Annotated in this window: 25 protein-coding genes and 2 pseudogenes; 15 read left to right on the plus strand and 12 right to left on the minus strand. The window is 69.9% G+C overall.

The genetic code is table 11. From position 1 onward, the window contains the following. Positions 1–83: 83 nt before the first annotated feature. A pseudogene (locus ACWC9R_RS28085) lies at positions 84–587 on the minus strand (helix-turn-helix domain-containing protein); the annotation flags it as partial. Positions 588–927: 340 nt separating this feature from the next. On the opposite strand from ACWC9R_RS28085, the gene ACWC9R_RS28090 reads away from it, so the two are divergent. Both ACWC9R_RS28090 and ACWC9R_RS28095 read left to right on the plus strand, forming a co-directional pair. Further along, the gene (locus ACWC9R_RS28090; protein WP_450735640.1) at positions 928–1,173 is read left to right on the plus strand and encodes a DUF7848 domain-containing protein; all 246 of its coding nucleotides are present in this window, start codon (positions 928–930) and stop codon (positions 1,171–1,173) included. A gap of 274 nt (positions 1,174–1,447) precedes the next feature. Beyond that, positions 1,448–1,729, plus strand: coding sequence for a hypothetical protein (locus ACWC9R_RS28095; RefSeq protein ID WP_450735642.1), 282 nt, complete (start codon positions 1,448–1,450; stop codon positions 1,727–1,729). Positions 1,730–2,403: 674 nt separating this feature from the next. Here ACWC9R_RS28095 and ACWC9R_RS28100 read toward each other — a convergent pair. Continuing rightward, complete coding sequence (locus ACWC9R_RS28100; protein ID WP_450735643.1) at positions 2,404–2,661, minus strand: hypothetical protein; 258 nt, start codon at positions 2,659–2,661, stop codon at positions 2,404–2,406. 158 nt (positions 2,662–2,819) lie between these two features. Between ACWC9R_RS28100 and ACWC9R_RS28105 the strand changes: the two genes are divergently transcribed. Further along, a complete protein-coding gene (locus ACWC9R_RS28105; protein ID WP_450735645.1) occupies positions 2,820–4,124 on the plus strand; it encodes a pentapeptide repeat-containing protein in 1,305 nt (434 codons plus the stop codon). A 179-nt stretch (positions 4,125–4,303) separates the two neighbouring features. Here the strand turns inward: ACWC9R_RS28105 and ACWC9R_RS28110 are convergent, their stop codons facing one another. Further along, entirely contained in the window at positions 4,304–5,470 is a 1,167-nt protein-coding gene (locus tag ACWC9R_RS28110; RefSeq protein WP_450735647.1) for a hypothetical protein, read from the minus strand. Between the two features lie 147 nt (positions 5,471–5,617). On the opposite strand from ACWC9R_RS28110, the gene ACWC9R_RS28115 reads away from it, so the two are divergent. Further along, complete coding sequence (locus ACWC9R_RS28115) at positions 5,618–5,809, plus strand: hypothetical protein (RefSeq protein WP_450735649.1); 192 nt, start codon at positions 5,618–5,620, stop codon at positions 5,807–5,809. Between the two features lie 151 nt (positions 5,810–5,960). After that, on the plus strand, positions 5,961–7,193 hold the full coding sequence (locus tag ACWC9R_RS28120) for a replication initiator (protein ID WP_450735651.1): 1,233 nt from the start codon (positions 5,961–5,963) through the stop codon (positions 7,191–7,193). Positions 7,194–7,400: 207 nt separating this feature from the next. Here ACWC9R_RS28120 and ACWC9R_RS28125 read toward each other — a convergent pair whose 3' ends face one another. After that, positions 7,401–8,888, minus strand: a complete 1,488-nt coding sequence (locus ACWC9R_RS28125; protein ID WP_450735653.1) for a recombinase family protein — start codon at positions 8,886–8,888, stop codon at positions 7,401–7,403. Between the two features lie 44 nt (positions 8,889–8,932). Here ACWC9R_RS28125 and ACWC9R_RS28130 point away from each other — a divergent pair. Next, positions 8,933–9,031: pseudogene (locus ACWC9R_RS28130) on the plus strand (peptide-methionine (S)-S-oxide reductase MsrA); the annotation flags it as partial. 34 nt (positions 9,032–9,065) lie between these two features. Next, entirely contained in the window at positions 9,066–9,707 is a 642-nt protein-coding gene (locus tag ACWC9R_RS28135) for a hypothetical protein (RefSeq protein WP_450735655.1), read from the plus strand. A 126-nt stretch (positions 9,708–9,833) separates the two neighbouring features. Here ACWC9R_RS28135 and ACWC9R_RS28140 read toward each other — a convergent pair whose 3' ends face one another. Then, entirely contained in the window at positions 9,834–10,235 is a 402-nt protein-coding gene (locus tag ACWC9R_RS28140; protein ID WP_450735657.1) for a DUF5958 family protein, read from the minus strand. Between the two features lie 48 nt (positions 10,236–10,283). Beyond that, on the minus strand, positions 10,284–10,598 hold the full coding sequence (locus ACWC9R_RS28145; RefSeq protein WP_450735659.1) for a hypothetical protein: 315 nt from the start codon (positions 10,596–10,598) through the stop codon (positions 10,284–10,286). Between the two features lie 134 nt (positions 10,599–10,732). Here ACWC9R_RS28145 and mgt point away from each other — a divergent pair, with 134 nt between their 5' ends. Continuing rightward, positions 10,733–11,944: a macrolide-inactivating glycosyltransferase gene (gene mgt / locus ACWC9R_RS28150; RefSeq protein WP_450735661.1), complete on the plus strand. Its 1,212-nt coding sequence runs from the start codon at positions 10,733–10,735 to the stop codon at positions 11,942–11,944. A 109-nt stretch (positions 11,945–12,053) separates the two neighbouring features. Here the strand turns inward: mgt and ACWC9R_RS28155 are convergent, their stop codons facing one another. Then, complete coding sequence (locus ACWC9R_RS28155; RefSeq protein WP_450735663.1) at positions 12,054–12,866, minus strand: helix-turn-helix transcriptional regulator; 813 nt, start codon at positions 12,864–12,866, stop codon at positions 12,054–12,056. 260 nt (positions 12,867–13,126) lie between these two features. Here ACWC9R_RS28155 and ACWC9R_RS28160 point away from each other — a divergent pair, with 260 nt between their 5' ends. The 3 genes from ACWC9R_RS28160 (at position 13,127) to ACWC9R_RS28170 (ending at position 15,465) form a co-directional block, all read left to right on the plus strand. Continuing rightward, a complete protein-coding gene (locus ACWC9R_RS28160; RefSeq protein WP_450735665.1) occupies positions 13,127–13,864 on the plus strand; it encodes an SDR family oxidoreductase in 738 nt (245 codons plus the stop codon). Between the two features lie 134 nt (positions 13,865–13,998). After that, positions 13,999–14,475, plus strand: coding sequence for a hypothetical protein (locus tag ACWC9R_RS28165; RefSeq protein WP_450735667.1), 477 nt, complete (start codon positions 13,999–14,001; stop codon positions 14,473–14,475). 288 nt (positions 14,476–14,763) lie between these two features. Beyond that, the gene (locus tag ACWC9R_RS28170; protein WP_450735718.1) at positions 14,764–15,465 is read left to right on the plus strand and encodes a TetR/AcrR family transcriptional regulator; all 702 of its coding nucleotides are present in this window, start codon (positions 14,764–14,766) and stop codon (positions 15,463–15,465) included. Positions 15,466–15,523: 58 nt separating this feature from the next. On the opposite strand, the gene ACWC9R_RS28175 is transcribed toward ACWC9R_RS28170, so the two are convergent. Beyond that, positions 15,524–17,326: a sulfatase gene (locus ACWC9R_RS28175; protein ID WP_450735669.1), complete on the minus strand. Its 1,803-nt coding sequence runs from the start codon at positions 17,324–17,326 to the stop codon at positions 15,524–15,526. Between the two features lie 156 nt (positions 17,327–17,482). On the opposite strand from ACWC9R_RS28175, the gene ACWC9R_RS28180 reads away from it, so the two are divergent. After that, on the plus strand, positions 17,483–18,385 hold the full coding sequence (locus tag ACWC9R_RS28180; RefSeq protein ID WP_450735671.1) for a phosphorothioated DNA-binding restriction endonuclease: 903 nt from the start codon (positions 17,483–17,485) through the stop codon (positions 18,383–18,385). 46 nt (positions 18,386–18,431) lie between these two features. On the opposite strand, the gene ACWC9R_RS28185 is transcribed toward ACWC9R_RS28180, so the two are convergent. Continuing rightward, positions 18,432–18,986: a hypothetical protein gene (locus ACWC9R_RS28185; RefSeq protein WP_450735672.1), complete on the minus strand. Its 555-nt coding sequence runs from the start codon at positions 18,984–18,986 to the stop codon at positions 18,432–18,434. 252 nt (positions 18,987–19,238) lie between these two features. On the opposite strand from ACWC9R_RS28185, the gene ACWC9R_RS28190 reads away from it, so the two are divergent. Together ACWC9R_RS28190 and ACWC9R_RS28195 are read left to right on the plus strand one after the other, a co-directional pair. After that, positions 19,239–20,636 (plus strand): sensor histidine kinase, encoded by a 1,398-nt coding sequence (locus tag ACWC9R_RS28190; RefSeq protein WP_450735674.1) that lies wholly within the window; start codon positions 19,239–19,241, stop codon positions 20,634–20,636. Then, entirely contained in the window at positions 20,633–21,274 is a 642-nt protein-coding gene (locus ACWC9R_RS28195) for a response regulator (RefSeq protein ID WP_450735676.1), read from the plus strand. Before ACWC9R_RS28190 ends, ACWC9R_RS28195 begins: the two co-directional genes overlap by 4 nt. Positions 21,275–21,305: 31 nt before the next feature. On the opposite strand, the gene ACWC9R_RS28200 is transcribed toward ACWC9R_RS28195, so the two are convergent. After that, positions 21,306–21,878 carry a class I SAM-dependent methyltransferase gene (locus ACWC9R_RS28200; RefSeq protein ID WP_450735678.1) on the minus strand — a complete coding sequence of 191 codons (573 nt, stop codon included), beginning with the start codon at positions 21,876–21,878 and terminating at the stop codon, positions 21,306–21,308. Between the two features lie 175 nt (positions 21,879–22,053). On the opposite strand from ACWC9R_RS28200, the gene ACWC9R_RS28205 reads away from it, so the two are divergent. Beyond that, entirely contained in the window at positions 22,054–22,746 is a 693-nt protein-coding gene (locus ACWC9R_RS28205; protein WP_450735720.1) for an AraC family transcriptional regulator, read from the plus strand. Positions 22,747–22,786: 40 nt separating this feature from the next. Here the strand turns inward: ACWC9R_RS28205 and ACWC9R_RS28210 are convergent, their stop codons facing one another. Both ACWC9R_RS28210 and ACWC9R_RS28215 read right to left on the minus strand, forming a co-directional pair. Beyond that, positions 22,787–24,016, minus strand: coding sequence for a DUF2786 domain-containing protein (locus tag ACWC9R_RS28210; RefSeq protein WP_450735722.1), 1,230 nt, complete (start codon positions 24,014–24,016; stop codon positions 22,787–22,789). A gap of 249 nt (positions 24,017–24,265) precedes the next feature. Next, positions 24,266–25,531 carry a L,D-transpeptidase gene (locus tag ACWC9R_RS28215; protein WP_450735680.1) on the minus strand — a complete coding sequence of 422 codons (1,266 nt, stop codon included), beginning with the start codon at positions 25,529–25,531 and terminating at the stop codon, positions 24,266–24,268. Positions 25,532–25,761 lie beyond the last annotated feature (230 nt).

Genomic DNA, 25,761 nt, shown 5'->3' on the forward strand with positions numbered 1-25,761 from the left:
GCCACCCGCTACGACAAGACCGCCGAGTCCTACCAAGCAGCCGTCACCCTCGCATCACTCCTGATGTGGGCGTGACATTTGAAGACAACTCCTAGCCGGCATCGCGATTCGATGCCGTGGCCGAACCGTTCCTCCTCGCCGCGCTGCCGCACGTTCGCGCTCTCCGCATCGCCCAATGCGATACGTACGGAGCACCCTTCGGCGGCGCGCTCGCGAAGCAGGTCATTCAGGCGGGGAAACCCCTCGTGCAGGAAGACCGCCGCGTAGACGAGGACGTCGATGTTCTCGCGGGCCTCCGCCAGCATGTCCGTGAACGTGGACACGGGAACGTCCGCCCGCTGGTCGTACAACGCGACCAGCTCGGAGCTGACAGCACGGGCAGAGCGTGCTTGCCTGAGCGCCGGCCAAAGTGCATGCACGTCTTCTCCTAACGTCTCAGCCGCCAGCAGGGCCGTCCCCCGTCGCGGGGTTCGGCCCAAGTTGACCCATCGCTCTACGGACTTGGGGTCCACCTGAGCCCTCGCTGCGAGGGTGGCATGGGTCCACCCTCCGGCTGCCATGGCGGCTCGAAGCCTCTCGTTCGGCATCCGCAGTCTCTCCCTGGAAGTTGGGACGTTGCTAGGGACGTTCTACCTCCTCTGGGACGTCCCAAAATGGGTTTTGGGCGAGGTTCCTACGTCCTGGGCACCGCCGTGATCCTCGTTGCATGAGCGACAAGAAAGCCCCCGCGGTGGGCACTTTGACGCTGGACACCAGGAGCGGCCGAGTCGGCCGGGTCATGGACTTCAAGTGGTCGCACGTACAACTACGTCCACCCCAAGGCGGGATCGAATGGGACGCACGGCCGGAGGATCTACGACCGCTCGGTTCCTGTGACGACCTGAGCTCACGCGTGGCAGAACGCAACGCTCACAGCAGGAGCGGGCTGTGACCAGGTCGGTCTATCGCTACCTCAGGTGGACGATGGGGCCGGAGACCGCTCCAGAAGCCCCCGAGATGGTGCACGAGTTGGAGTGCATGTCCTGCGACGCCGCAGCAGACCCCTCGGAAGAGTTCGAGGTCGCACGCGATTGGGCCTTCACGCACACCGGTCGAAATCCCTCGCACCGCCAGTACCGCGAGACCGTCACACGCTTCTGGCGCACGACGCCAACGGACGGTGAGTGCCTGTGAGACAGCGATTATTCAGCGTGCTGATCGTGGCCTTCTGGGCGGCGATAGTCGTGCCGCTTGTCGTCATCAGCACCCCTGGTAACGGCTGATCAAAGACATGTGAGACCGGACCACCCCTCGCCTGGACAGCATCCGGGGTGGTCCGGTCCGGAGCCCTCGCGGACCCCGGTGCCGATGGTACTGGGGCCGCAGTCATGCCCGTTGACCGGCGGGTGGACAGCCCCAGGTAATCAACTACTGCTCCTGGGAGTGACGTTCTGTGCAGCACGATCCCATGGACCCGAACTTCGACGACGAGGCTCTGGAACCGGACGGCTGGGTGTGGGTACGCTGCGTGGACTACGTGGCCGGCTGGCGGAGCGCGATGGACGCTGCGACGGAACTGAAGGGCGCGATGGATGAGGTGGGCATCGACACGGCCAAGGTCATGTCGACGGCATCGACAGCAAGTGATGGTTCGGGAGTCCTCCGGCTGTCGCTTCCTGTGGAGGCCGCGCTAGCTCTGGCCAACGCAGCGCGAGAAGAAGCGCTCAGGTGGCGAAGGGCCGGAGCGTAGGGCACTCGAAGCTGCTGACGCGGCTGAGCGCCGTCTCCACGATCACTGCTTTGCAAGGCTGGCGGTGATCTCGGCGGAAGATCTACTGGCCGGTGGGCGGGCCGCCGACCCTTGTTTCTCCATGGCTGCGGGGACCGATAGGCACCCTCGTTGACCGTGGATGCCCCTCCGCTGTGGCATGCATCTGGCACGCCATGAATTGCGGCCCGCCCGGACCTCAGCCGACGACAGTCAGCCACAACGGTGGGGCGCCCCGGCCGATCAGGCGCGCGTATGCCTCGCGGTCCCACCTCCTGCCTCAACCAAGTTGCCCCGTTGATAGACAGGCTCCCAGGAGCCGACTGGCACACAAGCGGTGCGACCACCGCATTAAGGAGTTCGACCCGAGTCCGTTCTGGCTGCTGCCGTCGACTGGTGCGGCCGCCGGAGAAAGACGCTGGCGTACGCCTTCGTCGGCTGCGGGAACCCTCAGCTTGGGAACTGTGGGCGTGTGCGGCTCGCCTGGGCTCTGACCTGCGTGTACGACTACGGTGAGGCCTTGCGGGGATGGGGCGCTTCCACCGTGGTTCCCTGCTGTTCCCCGCTCGATCTGGTGCGCTTGTGGTGCGCCTCATCTGCATCATAGGTAGCGGGCCCTCCGCCAATCCGGGCGAGAGGGCCCGTGGTCACCCGGGCTAGAACGTCAGCCAGTCAGAAACCTCGGCCCAGCGGACCTGCTGGACCTCGTGCATCAGTGCCAGGGCGGCGGAACCACACAGCGCCCGGACCAGCATGCCCGCCGCCAATCCTGCGCTCAGCTGCCGCCAGCCGCGGCGCTGCCCCGGCACCGGTACGGCCGTCGGACTAGTTTGCCCCTCGAATACAACGATGACAGTCGCTCCCTCAACTGCTGCGTCTACCTGGACCAGCACCATCAGGCCACTCCTGCTCATGATCGCCTCCTCATTCGGCTGCCACTCGGCACGAGGTTGGCCCCCGCCGGCCGTGGCGAGCGTTGATCGCGGACCGATCGCGAACGCACCCCGAACAGGTCGGCAAGGGGTTTCCTGGTGATCGACAAAATCGCAGGAGGGCCCTGAGAGGATGAGGTGTGAGCGAGGTGGCTGCAGAATGGCAGGAGGCCGTCCGACGATTCGGCGGCCTGCTTGGCCAACTGCGTGCAGAGGCCGGACTGACCGTGCGCGAGCTAGCCACGGCCATCGGGGTCGCTGCCGCGACCGTCTCGAAGACCGAGAACGGAGGCCACGCCAGGCCACAAGACTTCTACGTCGTCAAGCAATGGGTCGCGGCCTGCGCGCGTCGCGCGGACGGGCGCGGTGGATTTTCGATCCCGGTGACACTCGACTGGTGGCGCGAGAAGCACGGTCAACTGGAACGCCTGCACCAGAAACTGAGCCTGCAACCACTCCGCTCCGAGTCGGCTGATCCCATCACCGCGACCGCTGGCCACGAGCACGATTCCCACCCGGTCTCCTTCGAGGTGTTGCATCAGAAGGCGGTGGATCACCTAGCCGACCGTTCGCTGCACGTACGCATGACCGCTCTGCGCACGCTGGGGGACCTTGGGGACATGTACCAGGAGAAGAGGCAGCGCATCGTCCACGAGCTGTGTGACTACCTCCGGGTCCCTCCGGATACCAGTGACGCCGGCGAAGGTCAGGTCAGACGCACGGCCCAGATGGTCCTGGCGGACCGGCTGCGACCGAAACGCGGGGACGATGGGACGGCCACGAATTCTTCCTTCTGGCCGGACATGGACGTCGACCTCAAGCGGGCATTTCTCCAGGATGTGTACTTCAACGGCTGCGAGTTCCGCCACGCCGACTTCGACGAAGCACGTTTTGAAGGGGAGGCCCATTTCGACGGTGCACGTTTCGTCGGAGAGGCAAGATTCGTCGGAGCCGCGTTTCTGGGGTATGAGGCTTCGTTCAAGAAGGCGCGCTTCGAAACGATCAGTTGGTTCCGCTGGGTAGCCTTCCACGGTTACGCCGACTTCCAGGGCAGCTACTTCGGATTCAACGCCGAGTTCTCGAGATCGCAATTCAGCGAGAACGCTCACTTCGACCATATGGTGGTACGAAACTGCGCCTGGTTCACCCATGCAGTGTTCCACGGCTCCGTCACCTTCCAGCACGCCCAAGCCGAGTGCGCGAAGTTTTTGCTCGACTCCTTCCGGGCGGGTGCCGACTTCCGGTGGGCACGGTTTGCCTCGCCGCCGGAGGTCCGAAATTCCGAGGCAGTCGGCCAGGCCGAGCGGCACTGGCCCGACAGTTGGGTGGAGCTGACAGCGGAAGACGCCTGTGGATTCGTCGACTCGTGGCCGGTGGGCTGGGCTGCGGTCGTCGAGAAGGCGCATGCTGCAGAGATCCGAGCTTGGTGGCAATCTCGGTCATGACTGGCCCGTCTCGCCTCTTGATAGCCGGCCGATCCTGTCAGGCCCAACGGGCTTCGGGCGCACAGGATGTACGGTCGTCAGTGTCGCTCAAAGTTGGTGTGTCTGCTGGCGTTGATGTCAGCATGCGGCTTTTGCGGGCCCTCATGAGGGCCCGCTTCAAAGAAGCGCGAGGCTAGGTCTCACCCGGAGCGGGCGAGACTGGCCCGGAAGAACGGCAACAGCGGGGGTGGCATTACGGCGGGGGATTCGAGCAGCGCCCACTGGCAGCCGGGCACCTTCTCGTCGAGATAGCGGAGCGCCTGCCGCATCATCAACAGACCCACGGACGCCGACGCTTGTTCCGCCGGGGACCAGTAGCGACTACTCACATCGGTCATCAGCAGCAGTATTCCCGGCGCAAGGGTTCTACCCATCAGCCATTCGTAGGCCGCGTCATCCAGCACGTTGGCCTCAATCTCCGCCTCGACCCGCACGCACAGGTCCATAGCCCATTCCCGGGTCGCTCCGCTTGCCTCCCAAGCCTCTCGCAGATCGTCCAAGGTCGCTGTCTCCGCCAGACAGAGCAGGGTGTCGAGAACAGGGCGGTCGGGGAGGGTGCTCATACCGCCATCAGGGGGAAACACTTCCTCAGCAAGATCCGGTACGTCCTCGACTGTGTATTCAGCCATAGACGCCCATGGGTTGTACCACCCCGCAGGCTGCATGGCCCGCAGAACATCACCGATTCCCTGCGGCGTGATGACGGCACCCCCGCGCAGCACCGTGGTCACCGCCGCAGCCGTAACCTCCCCGTCGGACAGATTCGGAGGCTCTGGGTTCCGGTCCATTTCAGCCAGCTCCGGCGGAGGCCACACCACACCCCGTTTACGCATGCATCGGATGATCCCCTCATCGATCCGGCGGGCCCGAGGGGGAACGAGCCGGACCCGCTGACCGGAGGCGACCACCTCGTCGGCGACACGCTCCGCCCACTCCTCCTCGTCCTCCCGGGCTATCGGACCCTGCTCACCGAGACCGGTACCCAGACCCCGGACGGCTTGCCCGAAGGCTCCCCGCACTGCGTCCTCCGGCACCGGATGTCCCTCACCGAACAAGGCCAGTGCCAGATGAAACGGCCGAGCGCCACGCCGGGCCAATCGGGCGAGCGCCACGACCAAGCCGAATGCCTCGTCAACCGGAACCGATGCACTCCCCCGCCCCCGGCCCAGTGCCCGCACCGTGTGCCTTGGCAACAAACCCGCCCGCCGCCAGGAGGCGAGCTGCTTCATCGACACCCCGTAGCCCTGCCGGCGCGCGTGGTCGATGAGCTGCTGATCAGCGGATACCGGACCACCTGTGGAAGACATGGCGCGAACCTACCCACTCCCGCCACAGGAGGACGTGGCTTTGGGAGAGATAGAGCCTCCCCACCTTCACCAAGGCCAGGTGTGCCGCACATGGTGCTCTTGGGGAACCGCCGGACTACACGGCCCGGCAACGAACCAGGAGAACCCATGCTGATCACCTTCACCGACCTCTTCACGACGACCGGCCCCCTGCCCTGGGCACTGATCACGGCCCTGCACATCTGGATCACCGTGTACGTCGTCATCGTCGGCGTCGCCCTGCTCCACCCCCGCCGCTCCCGACGGAAGGAAGCCCGCAAGATCTTGGACTGCCACTTCCTCGTCCCCCGGCCCCTGTGACACTGGCGGCTTTGGGCTGGAGCTGCTTTGGCGCGAGTGATCATGGCTCCGTAAGCTTCCGGCGCGTCGGGCAGTCTGTGGGCCTGCCCGGTAAAGCACGACGTTGGGGCCATGGTCTTCGAGGCTCGCGCCAAAGTGGCTGCCTAAAGCCGTGGAGCCGACCGCCCCAGCCACGACGTATGCCTTCTCTCAGATCAAGCGGCTGATTGCTCTGAGCGCGGTGCGGGCGCGGGCCGGGCTGGCGCGGGACGGAGACAGGAGCGCCGGACTCGTCGGCGGCAAGACCGTCACCTCTGATGTGCGCGCCCGGCCCCGGCTGTTCATCACGCTCACGGCGCCCGGCTTCGGCCCCGTCCATCACGCCACCACGGACCGTCGACGATGCCGACCGCGCCGGGACGCCGGCCAGTGTGAGCACGGCCGGTCCCTCGGCTGTCCGGCCGTCCACGACACAGCCGACCCGCTCAACGGGCAACCGCTGTGCCCCGACTGCTACGACTACCCGGCGCACGTCCTGTGGCACGCGAACGCCGGGCGACTGTGGAAGGCCTTCACCGACAACCTCTACAACCACCTCGCCGCCCGCACCGGCCGCACCGGCACCGGTCTGCGCCGCAGCCTTCGTATCTCCTACGCCAAAGTCGCCGAGTACCAGAAGCGTGCAGCCGTTCACGTCCACGCGGTGGTACGCCTCGACGGCGCGCACGGAACGGACGCCCCTCCCCCGGCCTGGGCGACGGCGGACGTGCTCTCGTCCGTGGTCCGCACCGCTGCGGCAGCCGTACACCTACGCACCCCCTACAGCTCGTCTGTGGGAGAACACGAGCTGCACTGGGGCACCCAACTCGACGCCCGGCCGCTCCGTGCCTTCGGCGGCCACGAGGGCCTGGCCGACGACGCGGTTGCTGCCTACGTCGCCAAGTACGTCACCAAAGGAGCCACGGACACAGCCGCCGGCCTCGATTACCGGATCGCTAGTCCCCAGGACATCGCAGCAGCCCCCGTGTCGGCACACGTACGCACCCTCATACGGGCCTGCTGGCACCTGGGCGGCCTGCCCGAACTCGAACCGCTACGGCTGCGCGCTTGGGCTCACACGCTCGGCTACCGCGGCCACGTCCTCACCAAGTCCCGCGCGTACTCCACCACGTACACCGCTCTGCGGGCAGAGAGAGCCGACCACGAACGTGGCGGAAATCAACTCGACGACACGGACGCGATCACGGAAGCCCACTGGCGATACGTCGGCTCCGGTCACACACCCGGCGCCGCGCTACTCGCCGCAGGAGTCGCCGAAGACCGCTCCCGCAACCGAGAAATAGCAAGGGAAGAAACAGAGCACGAATTGCACGAGCGACGGGGAGGCCTGACGTGCCCTGTCTAAGCGCTCGCGAGTGGGGAAGAAGGCAAGCGGCCAATGCTCCCGCGTGGAGTGAGGAACGGTGGCGTCGCTTTTCCAGAATCCTCGGAGTTGATCTCTTGAAGGGAGAACCAAGAGATCATCGATCAAGAGGGAACCACGATCTAGAACAGTCACCGTGAACACACAAAGAGGGGCGCACCCATCGCGCCCCTCTTCGCTGTATCAGCCCTAGCTTTCGGTCCACTTGGGGACGAGAAGGTCAGGGTTGAACGGACGTCTGCCTCCTCCGCCGACCGGAAGAACGATCACGGCATGCAGGGCTTCTCGGACGAGAGCACGCTTCTGGGCCATGTCCAGCTTTCCCGAGTACCACTGCTCCCGGATGTTCTCCGTGACCGCTGAAGCGCGCTGAACCTGCAAGGCATGCTGAGTGCGCTCCTTGCGGAGTTCCTTGATGCGAGACTCCATCTTGTGGTTCTCAGGAAAGAAGAGCTCGTCCGAGACCTGGTCCTCCTGCCACGCCTGCAACATCTTCCGCTGCTTGACCATCAGGCGATCGAGCTCTTCCTGCCCGGTCCACTCAGAGCTCACTTGGCTCTTGGCTGCGGTGCGTTCCTCCAGCTTCGCGAGGACCGCTTCCGTAACGAACTCGTCGACCTTGGCGCCGTTCCGTGCGCTGCCACCACAGCCCCCCATGGATCTGCTCTGGCACTGGTAGACATATCCGCCTGACAGGTTCGGCCTGGTGCTCACCCGCAAAGGAGCGTTACAGATCTGCCCGTCAGCCTTGGGCTTCCCGCACCGAAGAATGCCGGTCAAGAGGTGCGAAGGAGTGCGGTAATCCGTGACCGTACCGTCCGCCTTGACGTTAGGACCGATCCGCGCGGAAAAGAGGGCGTCGATAGCCATCCATTCCTTCGGCGTGATGATCGCTTCCCATTTTCCTACGATGGGGACACCGTTAGCGTCTCGCACCAACTCCCCGTTGTGCTTGCGCCAGCCACACAGACGAGGGTTCCACAGTGCGAGCTTGAGCGACCGGCTCTGCCATTCGTTGCCGTGGACAGTCCGTACCCCTTGCTCTCGCCACGCGGCAAGAATGGAGTGGAGGGACTTCCGGGCGATCGCATCTCGTGCGGCCTGTGCGAGGTGCTGTGCCTCTTCAGGCTCAAGGGTCAGCTTGTCGTCCTGCCATCCGAAGGGCCGTTTCCCACCAACCGGGATCCCCTCCTCCGCACGCCGACGGTGCGAGCGACGTGTACGCCGCTTGATCTTGCGGACCTCTGCCTTCGCGATGACCACACCGAAGAGCCCCATGGACTCGACGTCTTCGTTGTAGAGGTCCTTGAGCCCCTTGGCGTCCGCGTACACTCGCCCGTCCTCGTAGGTCAGGGCGTCCACGAAACGCTCGTAGTCACCGACACGCCGCACCAGCCGATCGTCCGCCACGACGATCGCACCGCGCACCGACTGTCCGTCCGGGAGGTGCCCGGCCTTGAGTGTTCTCAGCATGGCCTCGAAGTCGGGCCGTACAAGGCCGGCCTTGGCTGCGGAGAGGTCGTTGTCCGTGTAGTAGTGGACGATCTTCAGTCCCAGCGCCGACGCTGTCTCGTCGTTCACCTTGTGCTGGTCGTCGACCCCGTGGCCGTCCTTGGCCAGGTCTGCGGAGATCCGCGCGTAGGCCACTACCGGCACTAACTGAGCGTCGTTGGTCATGCCACCCCCTGTCATCGCATGAAATACTGTATGAAGAGAGTACGTACCACCAGCAGTACCTCGACAAGAACCCGACGGGGTACTGCGGGATCGGGGGGACGGGGGTGAGCTGTCCGGTGGGGGTGGCTCCGACGGAGGGCTGACGAGGTAGTGGGCTTCAGGACCTACTCGCGCAGGGTGCGCGACGAGCGGTTGCCCCTTGCCCGACGGCACTCAGCGCTGAGGTGTGCCGTCGGGCACTACTGCCCGCTCGGCTTCAACGCGACCTGGGCCTACCTTGCCGCGACGGCATGCCCGTCTCCCGATCTGCGCAGAGACCCTGCGGCGCTGCTGCGCGCGCTGAGCACGCTGGAGGCAAGTCGTGCAGCCTGGCTCGGCGAGTTGGAGGCGTTCGCGGCGCGCCGTCACGCCGAGAAGGCGACGGGCCGGCGAACCCCGCAGGCCGCCGACACCCAGCGTCTCCGTCGCCCTCGCTGGCCCGGTGAAGCAGCGCCCTCCCGCCTGGGACTCATCGCAGCCGTGGCGAACCGCCACACCGCCTTCCGACGGTCGGCCTACCCCGATGAGACGCTCTCCAGCGACACCCAGGCACGCCAACTCGCCGACCTGCACGCCCGTCTGGACGCCTGCGCGTCCGCGTACCTCACGAGCCTTGGCCGCTGCCTCAACGGCCGGGCGCAAGACGAACTGACCCACACCATCCACGGCATCAGCCGCCTGAACCGCCCAGGCTACGCACCGCTGAACACGTACCTCCTCAGCTGGCTGGGCTTCGCGAACCTCCTCGCGTATGCGGCGGGTGCGCGCCTTGATCGTTGACCCCTTGGGCCGTAGACCGCCGGCGCCAGCAGTACCTTTCACGCGAGAATTCGAACGGGTTTTGCGGGATTGGCGGGACGGGATTGCCTGCCCTGCCCCATCGGCGTGGCGCCAGCAGAAGGCTGATCAGATGGCAGACGGTTCCGCGTCTGTACCGCGAGCCAGTTGATGCCACTCGTGCCGACACCCCGCAGCGCAGTAGCGCTCACGCCGGCGGGTGTCGGCAATGGCCAGCAGGGCGATCAGCAGCCGAAATGCTCTGGGAAGGTCGTACGGCGGGAGTGCGGACATGTGGAGCCGCCAGCGGGCCAGCATCACAGCCGGTGTGTAGGTCGGGCGCAGGCCGGAGCGCTCGATGGCCTCCTGGGCGTCTTCCTCCGTCGCGCCCGCCTGGACGCAGAAGTGTCCCAACTCCCTGACGACCAGGCGTTGCTCGGCCTCGGGACGGCCGGCGAACCATGCCAAGCCCTCCGCCATAGGACGAAGCCCCTGGGCGAGCTCATTGACGACGACCTCACGCTCGTACACGCCCCCACCCTTCCGGCGAGGTAGCACGTCGGCCCCGCCCTCTTTGAATCAGGTGTCCTGGAGGAGCGACAGCACCACGAGGCACAGCGCCAACGAGCCCGCGGTGCCTGCCCCGCCCCAGGTGACGAGCTGGGTGCGGCCCGTTCGTCGACCGTGCAGCCTGACCGCCAGGCCGCCATACATGGCGAGCAGGTTCAGCACCGTCAGCCACACTCGGGTCCCGTTGGCGACGGAGAGGTAGAGCAGCACCCAAGGCGCCAGGAGAGCCAGGCCGAAGAGCATGTGCGTGAAGACTCTGCTCTCCCGGCGCATCATCTCGTCCGCTGGTTGGAGCGGTTCGAGATCCGGCAGTTCGGGACTCACAAGCATTCCTTCCACGGCGTAATGCGGGTTCCGGCGCCACACCCTTCACGGCCCGAACCCTACCGCCGCAAGCAACGCCCCTCAGTGCGGCAAAGCAATTGCACGATACGTATCGTCTCGTCTACCGTGGAGCCATGACGACTCCGGAGCACACCCAACGCGCCCATATCGCCATGTTCTCCATCGCTGCTCATGGGCATGTGAACCCGAGTCTTGAGGTGATCCGCGAGCTTGTTGCGCGTGGGTATCGGGTGACGTATGCGATTCCTCGGATTTTCGCGGAGAAGGTGGCCGAGACCGGTGCTGAGCCGGTGTTGTATCGGACGATCTTGCCTTCGCCGGATGATGACCCGGCGGCGTGGGGGAGCACGCTCCTCGACAACGTGGAGCCGTTCCTGGAGGACGCGGTTCAGGCGTTGCCGCAGCTCAGCGAGGCCTATCGGGGGGATGAGCCGGATCTTGTGCTGCATGACATCACCTCGTATCCGGCGCGTGTCCTCGCCCGCCGGTGGGGGGTGCCCGCGGTTTCCCTGTCGCCGAACCTCGTCGCGTGGGAGGGGTATGAGGAGGAGGTCGCCGAGCCGATGTGGGCGGAGCCCCGGGCGACCGAGCGGGGCAGGGCGTACTACGCGAAGTTCGCCAACTGGCTGACGGAGAACGGGATCTCGGAGCATCCCGATCCGTTCGTCGGGCGTCCCCGCCGGTCTGTCGTGTTGATTCCCAGGGCGTTGCAGCCGAACGCCGAGCGGGTGGACGAGAAGGTGCACTCCTTTGTCGGTGCCTGCCAGGGGGACCGTGCCGCGCAGGGCGACTGGGAGCGGCCGGCGGATGCCGAGCGGGTGCTGCTGGTCTCGCTCGGCTCGTCGTTCACCAAGCAGCCCGGTTTCTACCGCGAGTGCGTGGAGGCGTTCGGTGGGCTGCCGGGCTGGCACGTGGTGCTCCAGGTGGGCAAGCACGTCACGGCCGGGGATCTCGGGAAGGTCCCGGAGAACGTCGAAGTGCGCGACTGGGTACCGCAGTTGGCGATTCTGAGGAAGGCCGACGCCTTCATCACGCACGCCGGTGCGGGTGGCAGCCAGGAGGGGCTGGCCACCGCCACGCCCATGGTGGCCGTTCCGCAGGCCGTCGACCAGTTCGGCAACGCGGACGTGCTCCAGGCGCTCGGGGTGGCCCGGCACGTTCCGATGGACCAGGCGGACGCCGCCACCCTTCGTGCGGCGGTGCTGGCGCTCGTCGAGGACCCGGACGTGGCGCACCGCCTCGCGGCCATTCAGCGGGAGATGGCCACCGAGGGCGGCACCCGGCGGGCGGCCGACCTCATCGAGGCCGAACTGCCGGCTGGGTGACGGGAGCGGCAGCCCCTCGGGGTCAGCAGTCCCTCGGGGCCGGCCGTCTCGCAGGCCGCAGGTGCTGTCAGGGGGCAGCCACTCCCCCGTCGGACGGGTGCGCGGCCGGTCACGTGGAGGGGGCCGGTTCCGTGCTGTCCTCGGCGTAGACCACCAGGGTCTGTTCCGGTTGTTCGGCCAGGTGGAAGGCGGTGTAGGTGTAGGTGACCGGGCCGCGTCCCGGGGGGCGCAGGCGTTTGCGGCCGCTGTGGCGGGCCTGTACGTCGTGCTGGGGCCACCATGCGCGCGCTTCCGGGCTGTGTGCGGTCAGCTCGTCGATGAGGCGGGTGTGGCGGGGGTCGGTGGGGTGGCGTCCGGCCTGGGCTCGGAGGCGGGCGAGCAGGCCGCGGGCTTCGGGTTCCCAGTCGACGACGACCTCCCGGGCCAGTGGTTCGAGGAACACCCAGCGGAGGAAGTTGGGCGGGCGCCGCGGCTCGTCGCCGATGAGGCGGGGGAAGAGGGCTGCGGCTGCCTGGTTGTGGCTGAGGACGTCGTAGGTGCCGCCGATGATGTACGCGGGGTGGGGCTGGAGCAGCAGGGGCACGGCGGCGGCCTCGGGCGTGAGGGGCTCGTGGTCCTCGGGTTCGTCCGTCGGCGTGTGGCCGGCGAGACGGAGGAGATGGGCGCGCTCGTGGCGGTCGAGGCGCAGTACCCCGGCCAGAGAGGTCAGGACCTGCTCGGAGGGGCGGATCTGGCGCCCCTGCTCCAGGTACGTGTACCAGGTGGCGCTGATGCCGGCCAGGAGTGCCAGTTCCTCCCGGCGCAGTCCCGGCGTGCGGCGGCGCGCGGTCTGCGGGAGGCCGACCTGGTCCGGGGTGAGGCGTTCCCGTCGGCTGCGCAGGAACGCGCCCAGCTGTCGGCGTTGGTCCGGTCGCAGTGGCATGGCACCTTCAGTTCCAGAATAAGTGGATTCTGGATACCAGGCTAAGACCGGCGGAGACTCGTGCCCCAGTAGAGGCGGTGAGGGCGCCGAGGGCCCCGTGCGGTGGTGAGCTGTGGGGCGCGGCGTCCGGCCGGCCGGCCAACTGCCGTCCGGGGGCCCGCCGTCCAGTGGTGCGCTGCGGCTTTCGACGGCCGTTCGCGCATGCCGCGGCCCCGGGCCGCCGCCTCCTGCCCCGCTGTGGAGAACGAAGGGAATTCCTGATGTCCGGAATCGAAGGCAAGGTCGTGGCGATCACGGGAGCCGGCAGCGGTATCGGGGAGGCGACCGCGTTGCTGCTCGCCGGGCGTGGGGCGCGGCTCGTGCTCGGTGCGCGTCGGAGCGAGCGGCTGGCGGAGCTGGTGGCGCGGATCGAGGAGGCGGGTGGGGTGGCCGTGCAGCGGCGTACGGATGTGACCCGGCGGGACGATCTGCGTGCCCTGGTGGCGCTGGCGGGCGAGCGTTTCGGGCGGCTCGATGTGCTGGTCGGCAATGCGGGGGCCGGGATGATCTCGCCGCTTGATGATCTGCGGGTCGAGGAGTGGGACCAGATGGTCGACGTGAACGTGAAGGGCGTGCTGCACGGGATCGCCGCTGCGCTGCCGGTGTTCCGGGCGCAGGGCACCGGGCATTTCGTCACCGTCGCGTCCACGGCTGCCTTTCGCGTCGTGCCGTCCATGGCGGTGTACGCCGGGACCAAGGTCGCGGTCCGGGCGATCTGTGAGGGCCTGCGTCAGGAGGCCGGGGATTCCCTGCGGGTGACCACCGTCTCGCCCGGGATGACGGACACCGGATTCGCCGAGGCGTCGAGCAACTCCCGGGTCAGGGCGGAGATCACGAGGATGCGGGACGAGATCGCGATGCCGCCCGACGCGATCGCGCGCGCCATCGCGTTCGCCATCGAGCAGCCGGACGGGGTGGATGTGAGCGAGGTGGTGGTGCGGCCCACGGCTCAGAGGTGAGGGGCGGGGGCTGAGGGGCGAGGGCTGAGGAGTGGAGGAGGATGCGCGGCGAGGGCCGAGGTGCGAGGGGTGAGGGGTGAGGGTGGATGCGGACGGTGGGGTATCGCGTGGTGGGGGCCGGCCGGGGTATTGCCGTGGACCTCACGGCCGCGTCGGTCTCGGTGGCGGCGCCCCGGGCCGGCGCCGAGCGGGTCGGCGACCGGATCTGGCTGGACACCACGCCCGTCCTGGAGCATCCACCCGCCGACCGCTCGGGACTGCGCCTCACCCCGGACGAGACCCGCTGGCTGCGGCACGGCCTGGGCCTGGCAGCAGAGGCCATCGAGGCCGCCCGGCCTCCGGGGCGGCACCTGGTGGTGACGGTGCACCGCGTGCTGTTCCCCGTAGCCGACTTCCAGGTCGAGGGCCTGGCCGGCGCGATCGTGGAGTGGTCCAGCACGGAGTTCGGCATTCCGGAAGTTGCCGTCGGGGTCTCGTTCGATCGTGCTGCGAACCGGTTTCTCTACGACTGGCAGCCGCGGCGGGGGGCCTCAGGGACGGGGGTGCGCCGCTTCCGCCCCGTACGGGACCTGCGTGGCCGTCCGCTGACCGACGCTTCGGGAACGGAGTAGTGCAGGCAGGGGACTTGGCCGCCCCAGCGCATCCGGTCACCCTCGGGCGTCACGACGGCGTCGCGCATGGTCTGCTTCCCCTGCAGTCACGGTAGTTGGAGGGATGAGGGTAGCGACCGGGAGGCGGACACGGCCTCCGTGCTCCTCGTCAGGCGTGCGTCCGGCAGGTGGGTCCCGGTGCCCCGTTCGGCTCGTCTCCGGTGCGTGGGGCGGGGGTGATTGGATGGCCGCCAGGAGTGAGGAGAGGTTGCCGTGCCCCGTACAGGCTCGTCCGGACGCAGTGCCGGTGTGGACCCCGAGCGGCTCTGGTCGCGGGCGGAGCGCCCGCGGCGGGGGCGGCCGCCGACGCACAGCCGTGCCGAGATCACCGATGCGGCCGTCGCCCTCGCCGACGCCGAGGGGCTCGGCGCGGTCACCATGCGCGCGGTCGCGGGCCGGATCGGGGCCGGAACGATGTCGCTCTACAGCTACGTCCCCAACAAGGAGACGCTGTTGGAGCTGATGATCGACCAGGTGAGCGGCGATCACCGGCTGCCGGCGGAGCCGTCCGGCGACTGGCGGGCCGACCTGCGGCAGTTCGCCCAGGAGCAGCGCGTGATCATGCGGCGCCATCCGTGGCTGCCCGGCGCGCTCTCGGCCCGGCAGACGTTCGGCCCGAACGCGCTCGCCGCCCTGGAGTACGCGCTCGCCGTCCTCGCGCCCGTCGGCCTGGAGGCCCCGGCCCGGCTGGAGACCTTCAGCCTGCTCACCGGGTTCGTGTCCAGCCATGTCTCCTATGAACTCGCCCAGGAACGGGCGGTCGAGGCCGGTGCCCGCGCCTCCGGCGAGCTGTTGGAGGCGCAGGACCGCTACCTCCGGTCCGTCGCCGCCGAGGGCCGGTATCCCCATCTCGCGCGGGCGCTGGCGGTGCCGAGCCATGACTCGGCACCGCAGGCCGTGTTCGACCGCCTTCTCGACCGCATGATCGACGGGCTGACGGCGGGGGTCTGACCGTCCGTACGGCGTGGCTTTCGCCGGTCGGTACGGCGTCCCCGGCCAGACCGGCCCGTCAGTGTGACGGCCGGGACGGCTTCGAGGCGCCCGACCGGGGCCCGTAGGCGGTCAGGAAGCGGTCGCGGAAGGTGTCCATGCGCCAGACCGGGGTCTTCGGGCCGGGCTTCAGGCCCTTCTGCCAGCCCCAGCCGGAGATGCGGTCCAGCACGGCGGGGTCGTGGGCGACGAGCGCGACCGGTACGTCCCGGCTCGCGTGCTCGCCGGTGACGGTCGGGACGGGCTGGTGGTCGCCGAGGAAGACGAGCACGGTGTTCTTGTTGCCGTACTTCTCCATGTACGAGATGAGGCTGTGCAGCGAGTACTGGATGGCGCGGCGGTACTCGGTGCGCACCTTCGCCGGGTCCTTCCACACCTCCTTGGGGTCCTTGCCGGCCTTCTTGATGCCGTGGTAGACGGAGCCGTCGCCGAGTTCGTTCCAGCCGATCATCTTGGGGATGGGCGCCCAGGGGTTGTGGCTGGAGACGAGGATGATCTCCGACATCAGCGGCTTGTCGTGCCGCTTGCCGTGCTCCAGGCGTTCAAAGGCCGACAGGCTGTACTGGTCGGGCACCCGTGACCAGCTGAACTGCGGGCCCTTGTAGCCGAGATGGTGGGTGTCGTAGACGTGGTCGAGGCCGTAGAACCTGCCCTCGGGCCAGGAGCGGGTGACGCCGGGCATGATGCCGGCCGTGCGCCAGGCGCCGGAGCGCTTGAAGGCGTCGGTGAGGGGCATGCGGTCGCTGGAGGTGACGGTGCGGTAGCGCTGCTGGTTGCTGATCCACAGGCCGGACAGGAACGTGGAGTGGGCCAGCCAGCTGCCGCCGCCCGCTGTCGGTGAGGTGAGCCAGCCGCTCCGCGAGTCGAACCCGGCCTTCCGCAGCCGCTTGGTCCCGTCCTTGAGCACCGAGTCGACCTGCGAGGCCATCGCCGGGTCCGCGATCGCGCTGCGGCCGTAGCTCTCGATGAAGGTGAAGATGACGTCCTTGCCGCGCAGCCCGGTCAGCAGCTGGTCGGGCGGGGTGTCGCGGAAGGCGTCGACGTGCGCCTGCTTGGCGAACACCCGCTGGTCGGTCAGGCTCGCCCGCAGCCGCTGGGCGCTGTCCTGGAAGAGGTCGGCCGTGTTGGTGGAGGCGACCGGGACACCGGCGAGTTGCACGCCGAGCGCCGCGCAGGTGATCCAGACGGTGCCGAGCACAAGGGTGGCACGGGTCGCCACGGCGCTGTGCCGGACCATGAGGCGGCTGAGCCGGACGACCGCCAGCGTCATGAAGGCGAGCAGGGCGAGCACGAGGACCACGACGCCGATCACGGCACCGATCGCGCCCGCCTGGCCTATCGAGTCCCTGAGGAACGACTCGGCGTCCTCGAACAGGACCCAGTCGAGGACCGGGTCGAAGGGGCGGGCGAGCACCGAGTAGAAGCCCATGTCCAGGCAGTTCAGCAGGGCCCGCAGGCCGAGGCCCACGCCGGCGGCCACCGCCGCCACCCGCCGCGCCCTCGGCGGCAGGAGCAGCAGCAGGGCCGCACCGAAGATCCCCTCCACCGGGATGCGCAGGAACTCACCGGGGGTGAGGCGGCTGAGCTGGTTCGGCAGCAGGAGCGCGGCGAGCACCAGGACGGCGGCCAGCACGGTGACCGTCCAGCCCGCCGCCCGTGCGAGGACCGGGTGCCGGTCCCGCCGGCGGTCGCCCGCCACGGCGGCCTCCGTGTCCTCGGCCTCGGGGGCGGGCTCGGTGGCGGCGTCGGGGGCGGCGTCGGTGTCGGGTTCGGTGGGCTTCTGTGTGTGCGGCGGCTGGCTGAGGCGCGTGTCGTGCGGCAACCCGAAGGTCCTTCCGTGCGGGGCCCGGTGGTGGCAGGACGGACCGGAACCAGGGATTCAGGCCGCCGTTATCTGTACGTCCGGCCCACAGCCGCTGTTCAATCGTCGAGGTCCCGCTTCGGCCCGGGTGCACCGCCCGCCCTACAGTCGCCTGTCATGGAGTGGATCGAGCGGGTGGGAAACCTGCGCCAGTGGACGCACAACGGGACACGCGCACCGCACAAACCCCTCTTGCTGCTCTACGCGCTGGGGCGGTTCCAGCGGCGGCCCGACGACGCGATGCGCTACTCGGACATCGAGCGTGATCTGCACGAACTGCTGCAGGACTACGGTCCGGCGCACCGGACGTCGCCCGCCTACCCCTTCCACCATCTCGTCAGCGACGGCGTCTGGGAGGTACGCACCGACACCGGGGAGACCAGTCCGGGCACCGGGGTACGGGTGCTGCGGGCGAGCGGTGCGCGGGGGCAGTTGGTCCCGGGCCTGCGGGCGGCGCTGTCCACGGAACCGGCGCTGCTCGGGCGGCTGGCGCAGCTGCTGCTGGACAGCCACTTCCCGCCGTCGATCCACCCGGACATCACCGCCGCCGTCGGACTCGACCTGGAACCGGCGGAGGTGGCACCGCGCACCGCCGGACCGGCGCCCGAGCGGCGGCGCGCCGCCGAACTCCGCCGCCAGGTGCTGGTGGCGTACGAGTACCGCTGCGCCTTCTGCGGGTTCGACGGGTCGATCGGGCGGGTGCCGGTCGGGCTGGAGGCCGCCCATGTCCAGTGGTGGGCCTTCCAGGGGCCGGACGACCTCGCCAACTGTCTGTGCCTGTGCGCGCTGCATCACAAGCTGTTCGACCGGGGCGTGCTCGGCCTGGATGCCGGGCGGCGGATCGCGGTGTCCCGGGAGTTCGTGGGCCATGGCACCGCGGCCCGTACACAGGTGCTCGCCCTCACCGGGCGGCCGCTGACCGGGCCCCAGAGCGGATGTGCCCGGGTCGCCCCCGAGCACATCCGCTGGCATACGGCGCAGGTGTTCCGCGGCGAGGCGCGGGTGGCCGGGCCGGCCTGACCGGACCGGGCGGACCCGGACCGGCGGCGCCGCTGCCCCGTGGCCCTCAGACCGTGGCCGGCCGCTCCCCCGCGGGGGCCGGTTCCACGGACGCACGGCGGATACGGCGGCGCTTGGCGACCAGTACCGCGGTGCGGGTGAGGACCATGGCAAGTGACATGAAGACAAAGGCGTTCGCGTAGACGTCCGGGCCGCTCAGTTCGTTTTCGATGCTGAAACGGACCAGGCCCTCGGCGAACCAGTGCTCGGCGCCGTAGGCGAAAAGCACCCGGGCGCTGGAGAGGACGATCCAGACGAGGGCGTATCCGAATCCGCCGGTGGTGTAGATCTGCCCGTCGGTGCCGCGGTGGGCGGGGAGCAGGGCGCCCGCGACCAGTCCGCAGATCACGCCCACGCCGACCCCGATGAGCTGGAAGGACGGGGCGTTTCCCGAGGTCGGGAAGGAATGCACGAAGAGCGCGATGATGACGGCGACCGCGAGCACGGAACGCAGCATCCGCATGTTGGTGACCCGGCGGCGGCCCAGGTCGGTCGCCAGGATGAGGGTGAGAATGCTGGCGCTGGCAATGAGCGCGAGGGCGAACTGACTGAGGTTGTTCATGGAATTCCGGGGCCTTTCCGCAATGCCGCGAGGTCGGGTGCTCCGACGGTTTCCGGGATATCCGCCGGCCGCCGTCAACGACGTTATGGCGGGGCCTTGTTGCCGGGGTACGACCGGCCGGTGGATGCGCTGTCCACCGGTCGGTGGACACCACGGCGGACGGGGTGCGGCAGGGTGATAGGACTGGGGCGCGGCGGCACGGGGCGCCCGCGCCCCGGTGCGGGGCCGTTCGGATACGGGGAGAGGGACACGGTGACGCGTGAGGCGCGGCGCGCGCCCGAGACACGGATGCGCTGGTTCGGGCTGTGGGACAGCTACTTCGTGATCTGCTATCTGGTCACCACGGGGCTGGTGTTCACCTCCGCCGTGCCGCAGACCGGGCGGCTGATCGCGATCGGTGCGCTGACCGTGATCGTGCCCTGGTACGCGGGGGTCGGGCGGCCGTTGATGCTCCGTGAGGGGCGCGACCGGCGGAACTCCGGCTTCGCCGCAGGGCTGTTCGCGCTGTTCGGCATCGCCACGGCGGTCGATCTGACCAGCGCGTTCGCCCTGTTCGCGATCGTCCCGATGCTGATGATGAGCCTGGACACCCGGCCGGCCGTCGTGGCGGGCGTGCTCGGCAACCTCGTCCCCGTGACGCTGCTGTGGCTGCGGGGCGGCGCCACGGCCCCGCTCGTGCTGTTCGTGCTGCCGGCGTCGCTGCTCGGGATCGCGCTGTCCGTGCTCCTCGGGCTGTGGATCAAGAGGGTGGTACGGCAGAACAAGGAGCACGCCGACCTCATCGAGGAACTGCGGCAAAACCGCGCGCAGGTGGCCCGGCTGTCGCACCAGGCCGGCATCGCCGCCGAGCGCGAGCGGCTCGCGCGGGAGATCCACGACACCCTGGCGCAGAGCCTGACCGGCATCATCAGCCTGGTGCAGGCCGCCGACGCGGAGGTGGAGGGCGCCCCCGCCGCCGCCCGCAAACACCTCGCGCTGGTCGGGCGGATGGCCGAGGAGAGCCTGGCGGAGGCCCGTGCCTTTGTCGCCGACCGGACGCCCGCCCCGCTGCGGGAGAGTTCCCTGGCGCAGGCGCTGCGCCGGCAGGCGGACGGGCTGGCCGCGCAGACCGGGCTGCTGGCGCGGTTCGCCGTCGAGGGGGACGAGCGTCCGCTGCCGATGGCGGTCAACGTCGTCCTGCTGCGGGCCGCGCAGGAGGCCGGCACCAATGTGCGCAAGCACGCCGGCGCCCGTGCGGTGGACCTGGTGCTGCGGTACGGCGCGGGGCAGGTCGGGATCGTCGTCACCGATGACGGCGACGGGTTCGACACGACGGCGGCGGGGACGGCGGGCGGCGCGGCGCACGGCGGCCGGGACGAGGCCCCCGGCCGGGACGGGCCCGGCGGCGGTGACGAGGACGGTGGGTTCGGGCTGCGCGGGATGGCGGCCCGCGTCGCGGAGATCGGTGGGGCGATGCGGGTGGTGAGCACACCGGGAGCGGGCACCACGGTCGAGGTGAAGGTGCCCCTGGACGGGGCGGCGGAACGGCCGGCCGGGCCGCCGGCGCCGCGGCCCGGAGCGGCGGAACAGCGGACGGCGGCGACAGCGGCAGCGGCAGCGGCGACAGCCACGGGCACAGCCACGGCGAGGGATGAGGAGCGTTGCGGGTGACGGGCGTTGCGGACACGGCGGCGGTACGGGTGCTGCTCGCGGACGACCATCCCGTCGTCCGCGAGGGCCTGTGCGCCATGCTCGAATCCGACCCGGGCATCGCGGTCGTCGGGCAGGCGGGCTCCGGCGAGGAGGCCGTGACCCTCGCGGAACGGCTCACACCGGATCTGGTGCTGCTCGATCTGCGGATGGGCGGGATGGACGGGGTGGCCGCCACCGGGCACATCCTGCGGCGGTCGCCGCGCACCAGGGTCGTCATCGTCACCACCTACGAGGACGACGCCGACATCCTGCGCGCCGTGGAGGCGGGCGCGGCCGGCTATCTGCTCAAGGGCAGTTCCCGGGCGGAGCTGATCGACGCGGTGCACGGTGCGGCGCGCGGCGCCACCGTGCTGACCCCTTCGCTGGCGCCCAAGCTGTTCCGGGCGCGGGCGGTGGAGGCGCCGCTGCTGTCGGTCCGGGAGTGCGAGGTGCTGCGGCTGGTCAGCCAGGGGCTCACCAACGCCGAGATCGGCCGGGAGCTGTTCATCGGTGAGGCCACGGTCAAGACCCATCTCCTGCGGGCGTTCAAGAAGCTGGAGGTGTCGGACCGGACCGCGGCCGTGATCACGGCACTGGAGCGCGGCCTGCTGGCGTAGGCGTGTCCGCGAAGTCCCGTCCCCCGCCCGCTCAGGGGCGCACGGCGCGGAAGCGGAAGTAGTCCTTCCGGAGGCTGAGGGCGGGGGTGTGGAATCCGGCCGCGCGCAGCCGGTCCGGGAGGGTCTCGGGCGGCACCGGGACGTAGGTGTCCTTCAGGTGGATGAGGCGGAAGCCCCAGCTCGCCCGGCCATCGCAGCCCGCGAAGACACCGCCCGGCCGCAGCACCCGGAACGCCTCGGCGAACAGCTCGTCCTGCTGCCGGGGCGAGGGCACATGATGCAGCATCGTGAAGCAGACGACGGTGTCGAAACCGCCGTCCGGCAAGGGCATCGCACAGCCGTCGCCGTGCACGACCCGGACCCGGTCGCCGTACTCCGCGCGCAGCCGCTCCGCCGACCCGCCGTCGACCTCCAGGACGCTCAGCCGGCTGCCGTCCCGGCCCGCCAGCACCCGCGTGGTGGCGCCGTAGCCGGGCCCGATCTCCAGGGTCTCGGCGCCCAGTCGTACGTCGTCGAGCGCCCAGGGCAACAGGTCCGTGGCGACCGCGCGGGCCCACATCCGGGAGTTGCACAACCACTGGTGATAGCGATTCATGGAGGTCATGCGGCGAGCGTAGGGAGCGGCCGCGGTGACCACCACGCGACAGGGGGACATGTTGTATCGCGGAACGGACAGCGGGCAGCGGCCGGACGGCGGGGCGGAGCCGGACGGGCGGGAGGGGGAGGTCGCGCCGCCGGGGCCGCCCGCCGGGGCGGCGGTCGTCGTCGGGAGCTTCGCGATGCGCCGGGGGCAGTGGTTCGCCCGCCATCGCCATGAGCACCATCAACTGGCCTGGGCGCGGCGGGGAGTTCTGGCCGTACGGGCCACCGGCACCACCTGGGTGCTGCCGCCGTCCATGGCGCTGTGGATTCCGGCGGGCACGGCGCACGCCACCGGCGCCCCGGGCCAGGCGCTGTTCCGGAGCCTGTACTTCCTGCCGGACCGCTGCCCGGTCACCTGGTCGGCGCCCACCGTCGTGGGCGTCTCACCGCTGCTGCGCGAGCTGATCTCGTATCTGTCGGACGGCGCGCTGGACCCGGCGCCGCGCGAACGGGCCGAGGCCGTGGTCCTCGACCAGCTGCGGCCGGTGTCGGTGGCCACGGTCCAGGCGCCGATGCCGCACGACCCGCGGGCGCGCCGGATCGCGGAGGCGCTGCGCGCCGACCCCTCGGACGGGCGGACGCTGGCGGAGTGGGGTCCCCGGGTGGGCGCGAGCGGCCGGACGCTGGCGCGGGCGTTCGTGGCGGACACCGGGATGCCGTACGGGCAGTGGCGCACCCGCGTCCGGCTGCAGGCGGCGATGCCGCTGCTGGCGGGCGGCGCCACGGTGGCGGCGGTGGCGGCGCGGGTGGGCTATGCCTCCCCGAGCGCCTTCGTCGCGGCCTTCCGGCGGGCGGTCGGGGTGCCGCCGGGGGCGTACTTCGCGCCCTGAGCGTGGAGGGCGCGGGGCGTTCCGGCCGTCGCCCGCGCGCTCACCCCTCCCCCAGCCGGGCCCGGTCCGCCGCCGCTCTGCCCTGGTGCCAGCCGTCGGCGTCGCGGATGCCGCGGAGGCGGACCGGGGCGGTGTCCGGGAAGAGGTCGCCGGTGGTCCGCTCGACGGCGCGGGCGCGGGCGGCGAGGACCGGCAGGAGGCCGGGGGCCGTGGGGGCGGACTCGGCGGTGGCGGCCTCCGTGGCGGCGGCGGTGGCCGCCGCGAGCCGGTCGCGGATGCGGTCGGCGTAGGCGACGAGGAAGGTCTGCCGGAAGTCCCGGGTGCGGCGGGAGCGGCCGCGGGTGACGGGGACACCGCCCTGCTCCTTGAGCGTGTGGTGGCGGGCGTCGCCCGCGCGGCTCATCGCGGCGGTGGCCTGGAGCAGCAGCGAGGTGTAGAGCATCTCGGCCGCCTCCAGGTCGGGGGCGAAGCCGACGAGGGTGGAGAAGCCGACGTCGGCGGCCCAGACGGCCTGGCAGCGGTTGGCGGCGGCGACCGCGTCGAGCAGCAGCGCCTTGGCCTGTTCGTAGGGGCCCTCGATGCCGATCCGGACCGCTGACGGGCCGTCGGTCCCGCCCTCGGGGCCGTCGAGGAGCGCCTCGTCGATGCTGTGCCGGGCCATCAGCTCCTGTGCCTTGGCGGACAGCGCCTCGGCCTCCTCGGCGTAGTCGGTCGCCTCGGCCTTGGCGAGCAGACCGCGGATACGCCCGAGGGCACGTGTCGCGGCGGCGTCCGCCGGGCCGCTCCGGCCGCCGGGTGCCGGCGGGGCGGGCAGCGGGGTGATGCGGGGCAGCCGGGCGAGCACCCGCAGCGCCGCCAGCACGTCGTAGGCGGTCTCGAAGCGGGTGGCGCGGCGGCGCCCGGCCAGGGCGTCGAGGTAGCCGGTGTCGGCGGGCCACCAGACCTCGGCGCCGAGCTGCCGCAGCTGCTCGGCCCAGCGCGGGTCCGGAGCGGGGCGGCGGGCCGGCGGCCGGGCCGCCTCGGCCGCGACGGCGTCGACGACCAGCGCCACGAGGGCGGCGCCGGAGGCCTCCCGCCGGACGATCCGCACCAGGTCGGCGGGGTGCCAGCCGCCCGCCCAGCACTGCCGTACGCCCGCCACGGCGGCCTCGACCACCGCCGCGCTCACCGCCGCCCAGCCGGCCTCGGCCGCGGCCAGCATGGAGGCGCCCGCCTCCAGGGCGTCCTCGGCCCGCTCGCCGTCCGGCGCGTAGCGGACGCTGCCGAGCACCTGCCCGACCAGTTCACCGGCCGACGGCGACGGTCCGCCGCGCCCTTTTCCTCCGCGCTCACTCACCCGTTCACTCTACGGACGGCCCGGCCGCGCCGGACGGGGCGTCGCCGCCGGTGCCTGCGGCGGGCCGTGGCACCGCGACGACGCCCGGCCGCGCCGTGGGAACGGGCGCGGCCGGGCGTCGGTCACGTCGTGCGCTCTGGGGTGAGCGGACCGGCCGTCAGGGGCCGGGGAGTGGTGGTGCCGTCACCGCACCGCGCTGCCGGCCACCCACTGCGACCAGTCCATGTTCCAGCCGTTCAGGCCGTTGTCCGGCTTGACGCTCTGGTCCGGGGAGTTGACGACGTCGACCACGTCACCGGTCTGCGAGTGGTCGAAGAACCAGGCGCCGTCCGTCTTGGCGTCCTTGGCCCCCTTGGCGTCCTCCAGGCCGATGCATCCGTGGCTGGTGTTGTTCTTGCCGAAGATGCCCTTGCCCCAGTAGTTGCCGTGGATGAAGGTGCCGGAACTCGTCAGGCGCATGGCGTGCGGCACGTCGGGGATGTCGTACTCGCCCTTGCCGTTGTGCTTCTTGAAGCCGACCGTCGAGCCGTTCATCCGGGTCTGCTTGAACCGCTCGGAGATGACCATCTTGCCGTTGTAGGTGGCGTTCTCGTCGCTGCCCGCCGAGATCGGGATGGTCTTCACGGTCCGGCCGTCCCGCACCACGGTCATCTCGTGCGCCTTGGTGTCGACGGTGCTGATCTGCGCATGGCCGACCCGGAAGCTGACGGTCTTGTTCTGGATGCCCTTGACGCCCGGCGAGGCCTCGACGCCGTCCAGGCCCAGCTTCATGGTGACCTCGGAGTTCGCCTGCCAGTAGTCCTGGGGGCGGAAGTCCAGCCGCTTGTCGTTGAACCAGTGGCCGACGACCTGCTGGCCGCTGCTCGACGAGACGGTGATCGCGGACTCGACCGCCGCCTTGTTCTCGACCGGCTTGTCGAAGTTGATCGACACCGGCATGCCCACGCCGACGGTCGAGCCGTCCTCGGGCGTGAAGTTCCCGATGAAGCTGTTCGCCGGGGCGACGGTGGTGAAGCTGGAGTTCTCCACCGCCGTGCGGCCCCGGGAGTCCTCCGCGTGCGCGGTGACCTTGTACTTCGTCGAGCGGCTCAGGGGCTGGTCCGGCTTCCAGGAACTGCCGTCGCCGGAGAGCGTGCCCTCGACGGCCTTCTTGGTCTCGACCGAGGTCATGGTGACGTCGGTGAGCTTTCCGTCGCTGACCGTGACGCGCGCGTCACTGTTGAGGCCGGCGTCGGTGGCGCCGTCCTCCGGGAGGATCGTGATCCGGGCGTCGGAGGCGTCCTTGGCGGCCGCCTCGTCCACCTGCCGGCTGTTCTCGTGCCGGTCGGCGCCGGCGCCGTCATCACCTCGGTCAGCCGCGACGCTGCCACCACACGCCGACAGCGTGAGTACGCCCCCGAGCAGCGCGGCGCTGGCTATAAGGCCCTTCCGGCGCTTGCTGTCCGTCATCACACGTATCTCCATTGCTACCGATTTCGCACGACTCCCGCACGATTCCCCGAGTGAGCAGCCAGCTGAACGCCGGCTCATCTGGACGCTGGTATTCCGACCGACGCCATATGAACGCCTTTTCCGTTTCGCCCGTTCCATGCCTCCACGAAGTGTGGGGAAGGCCACTTATGTCATGGGAACGGGCAAATGGTGATCACTCGGCACCGGTGCACGGCGGCCCGGCACCC

This window comes from Streptomyces sp. NPDC001219 (assembly GCF_053597915.1).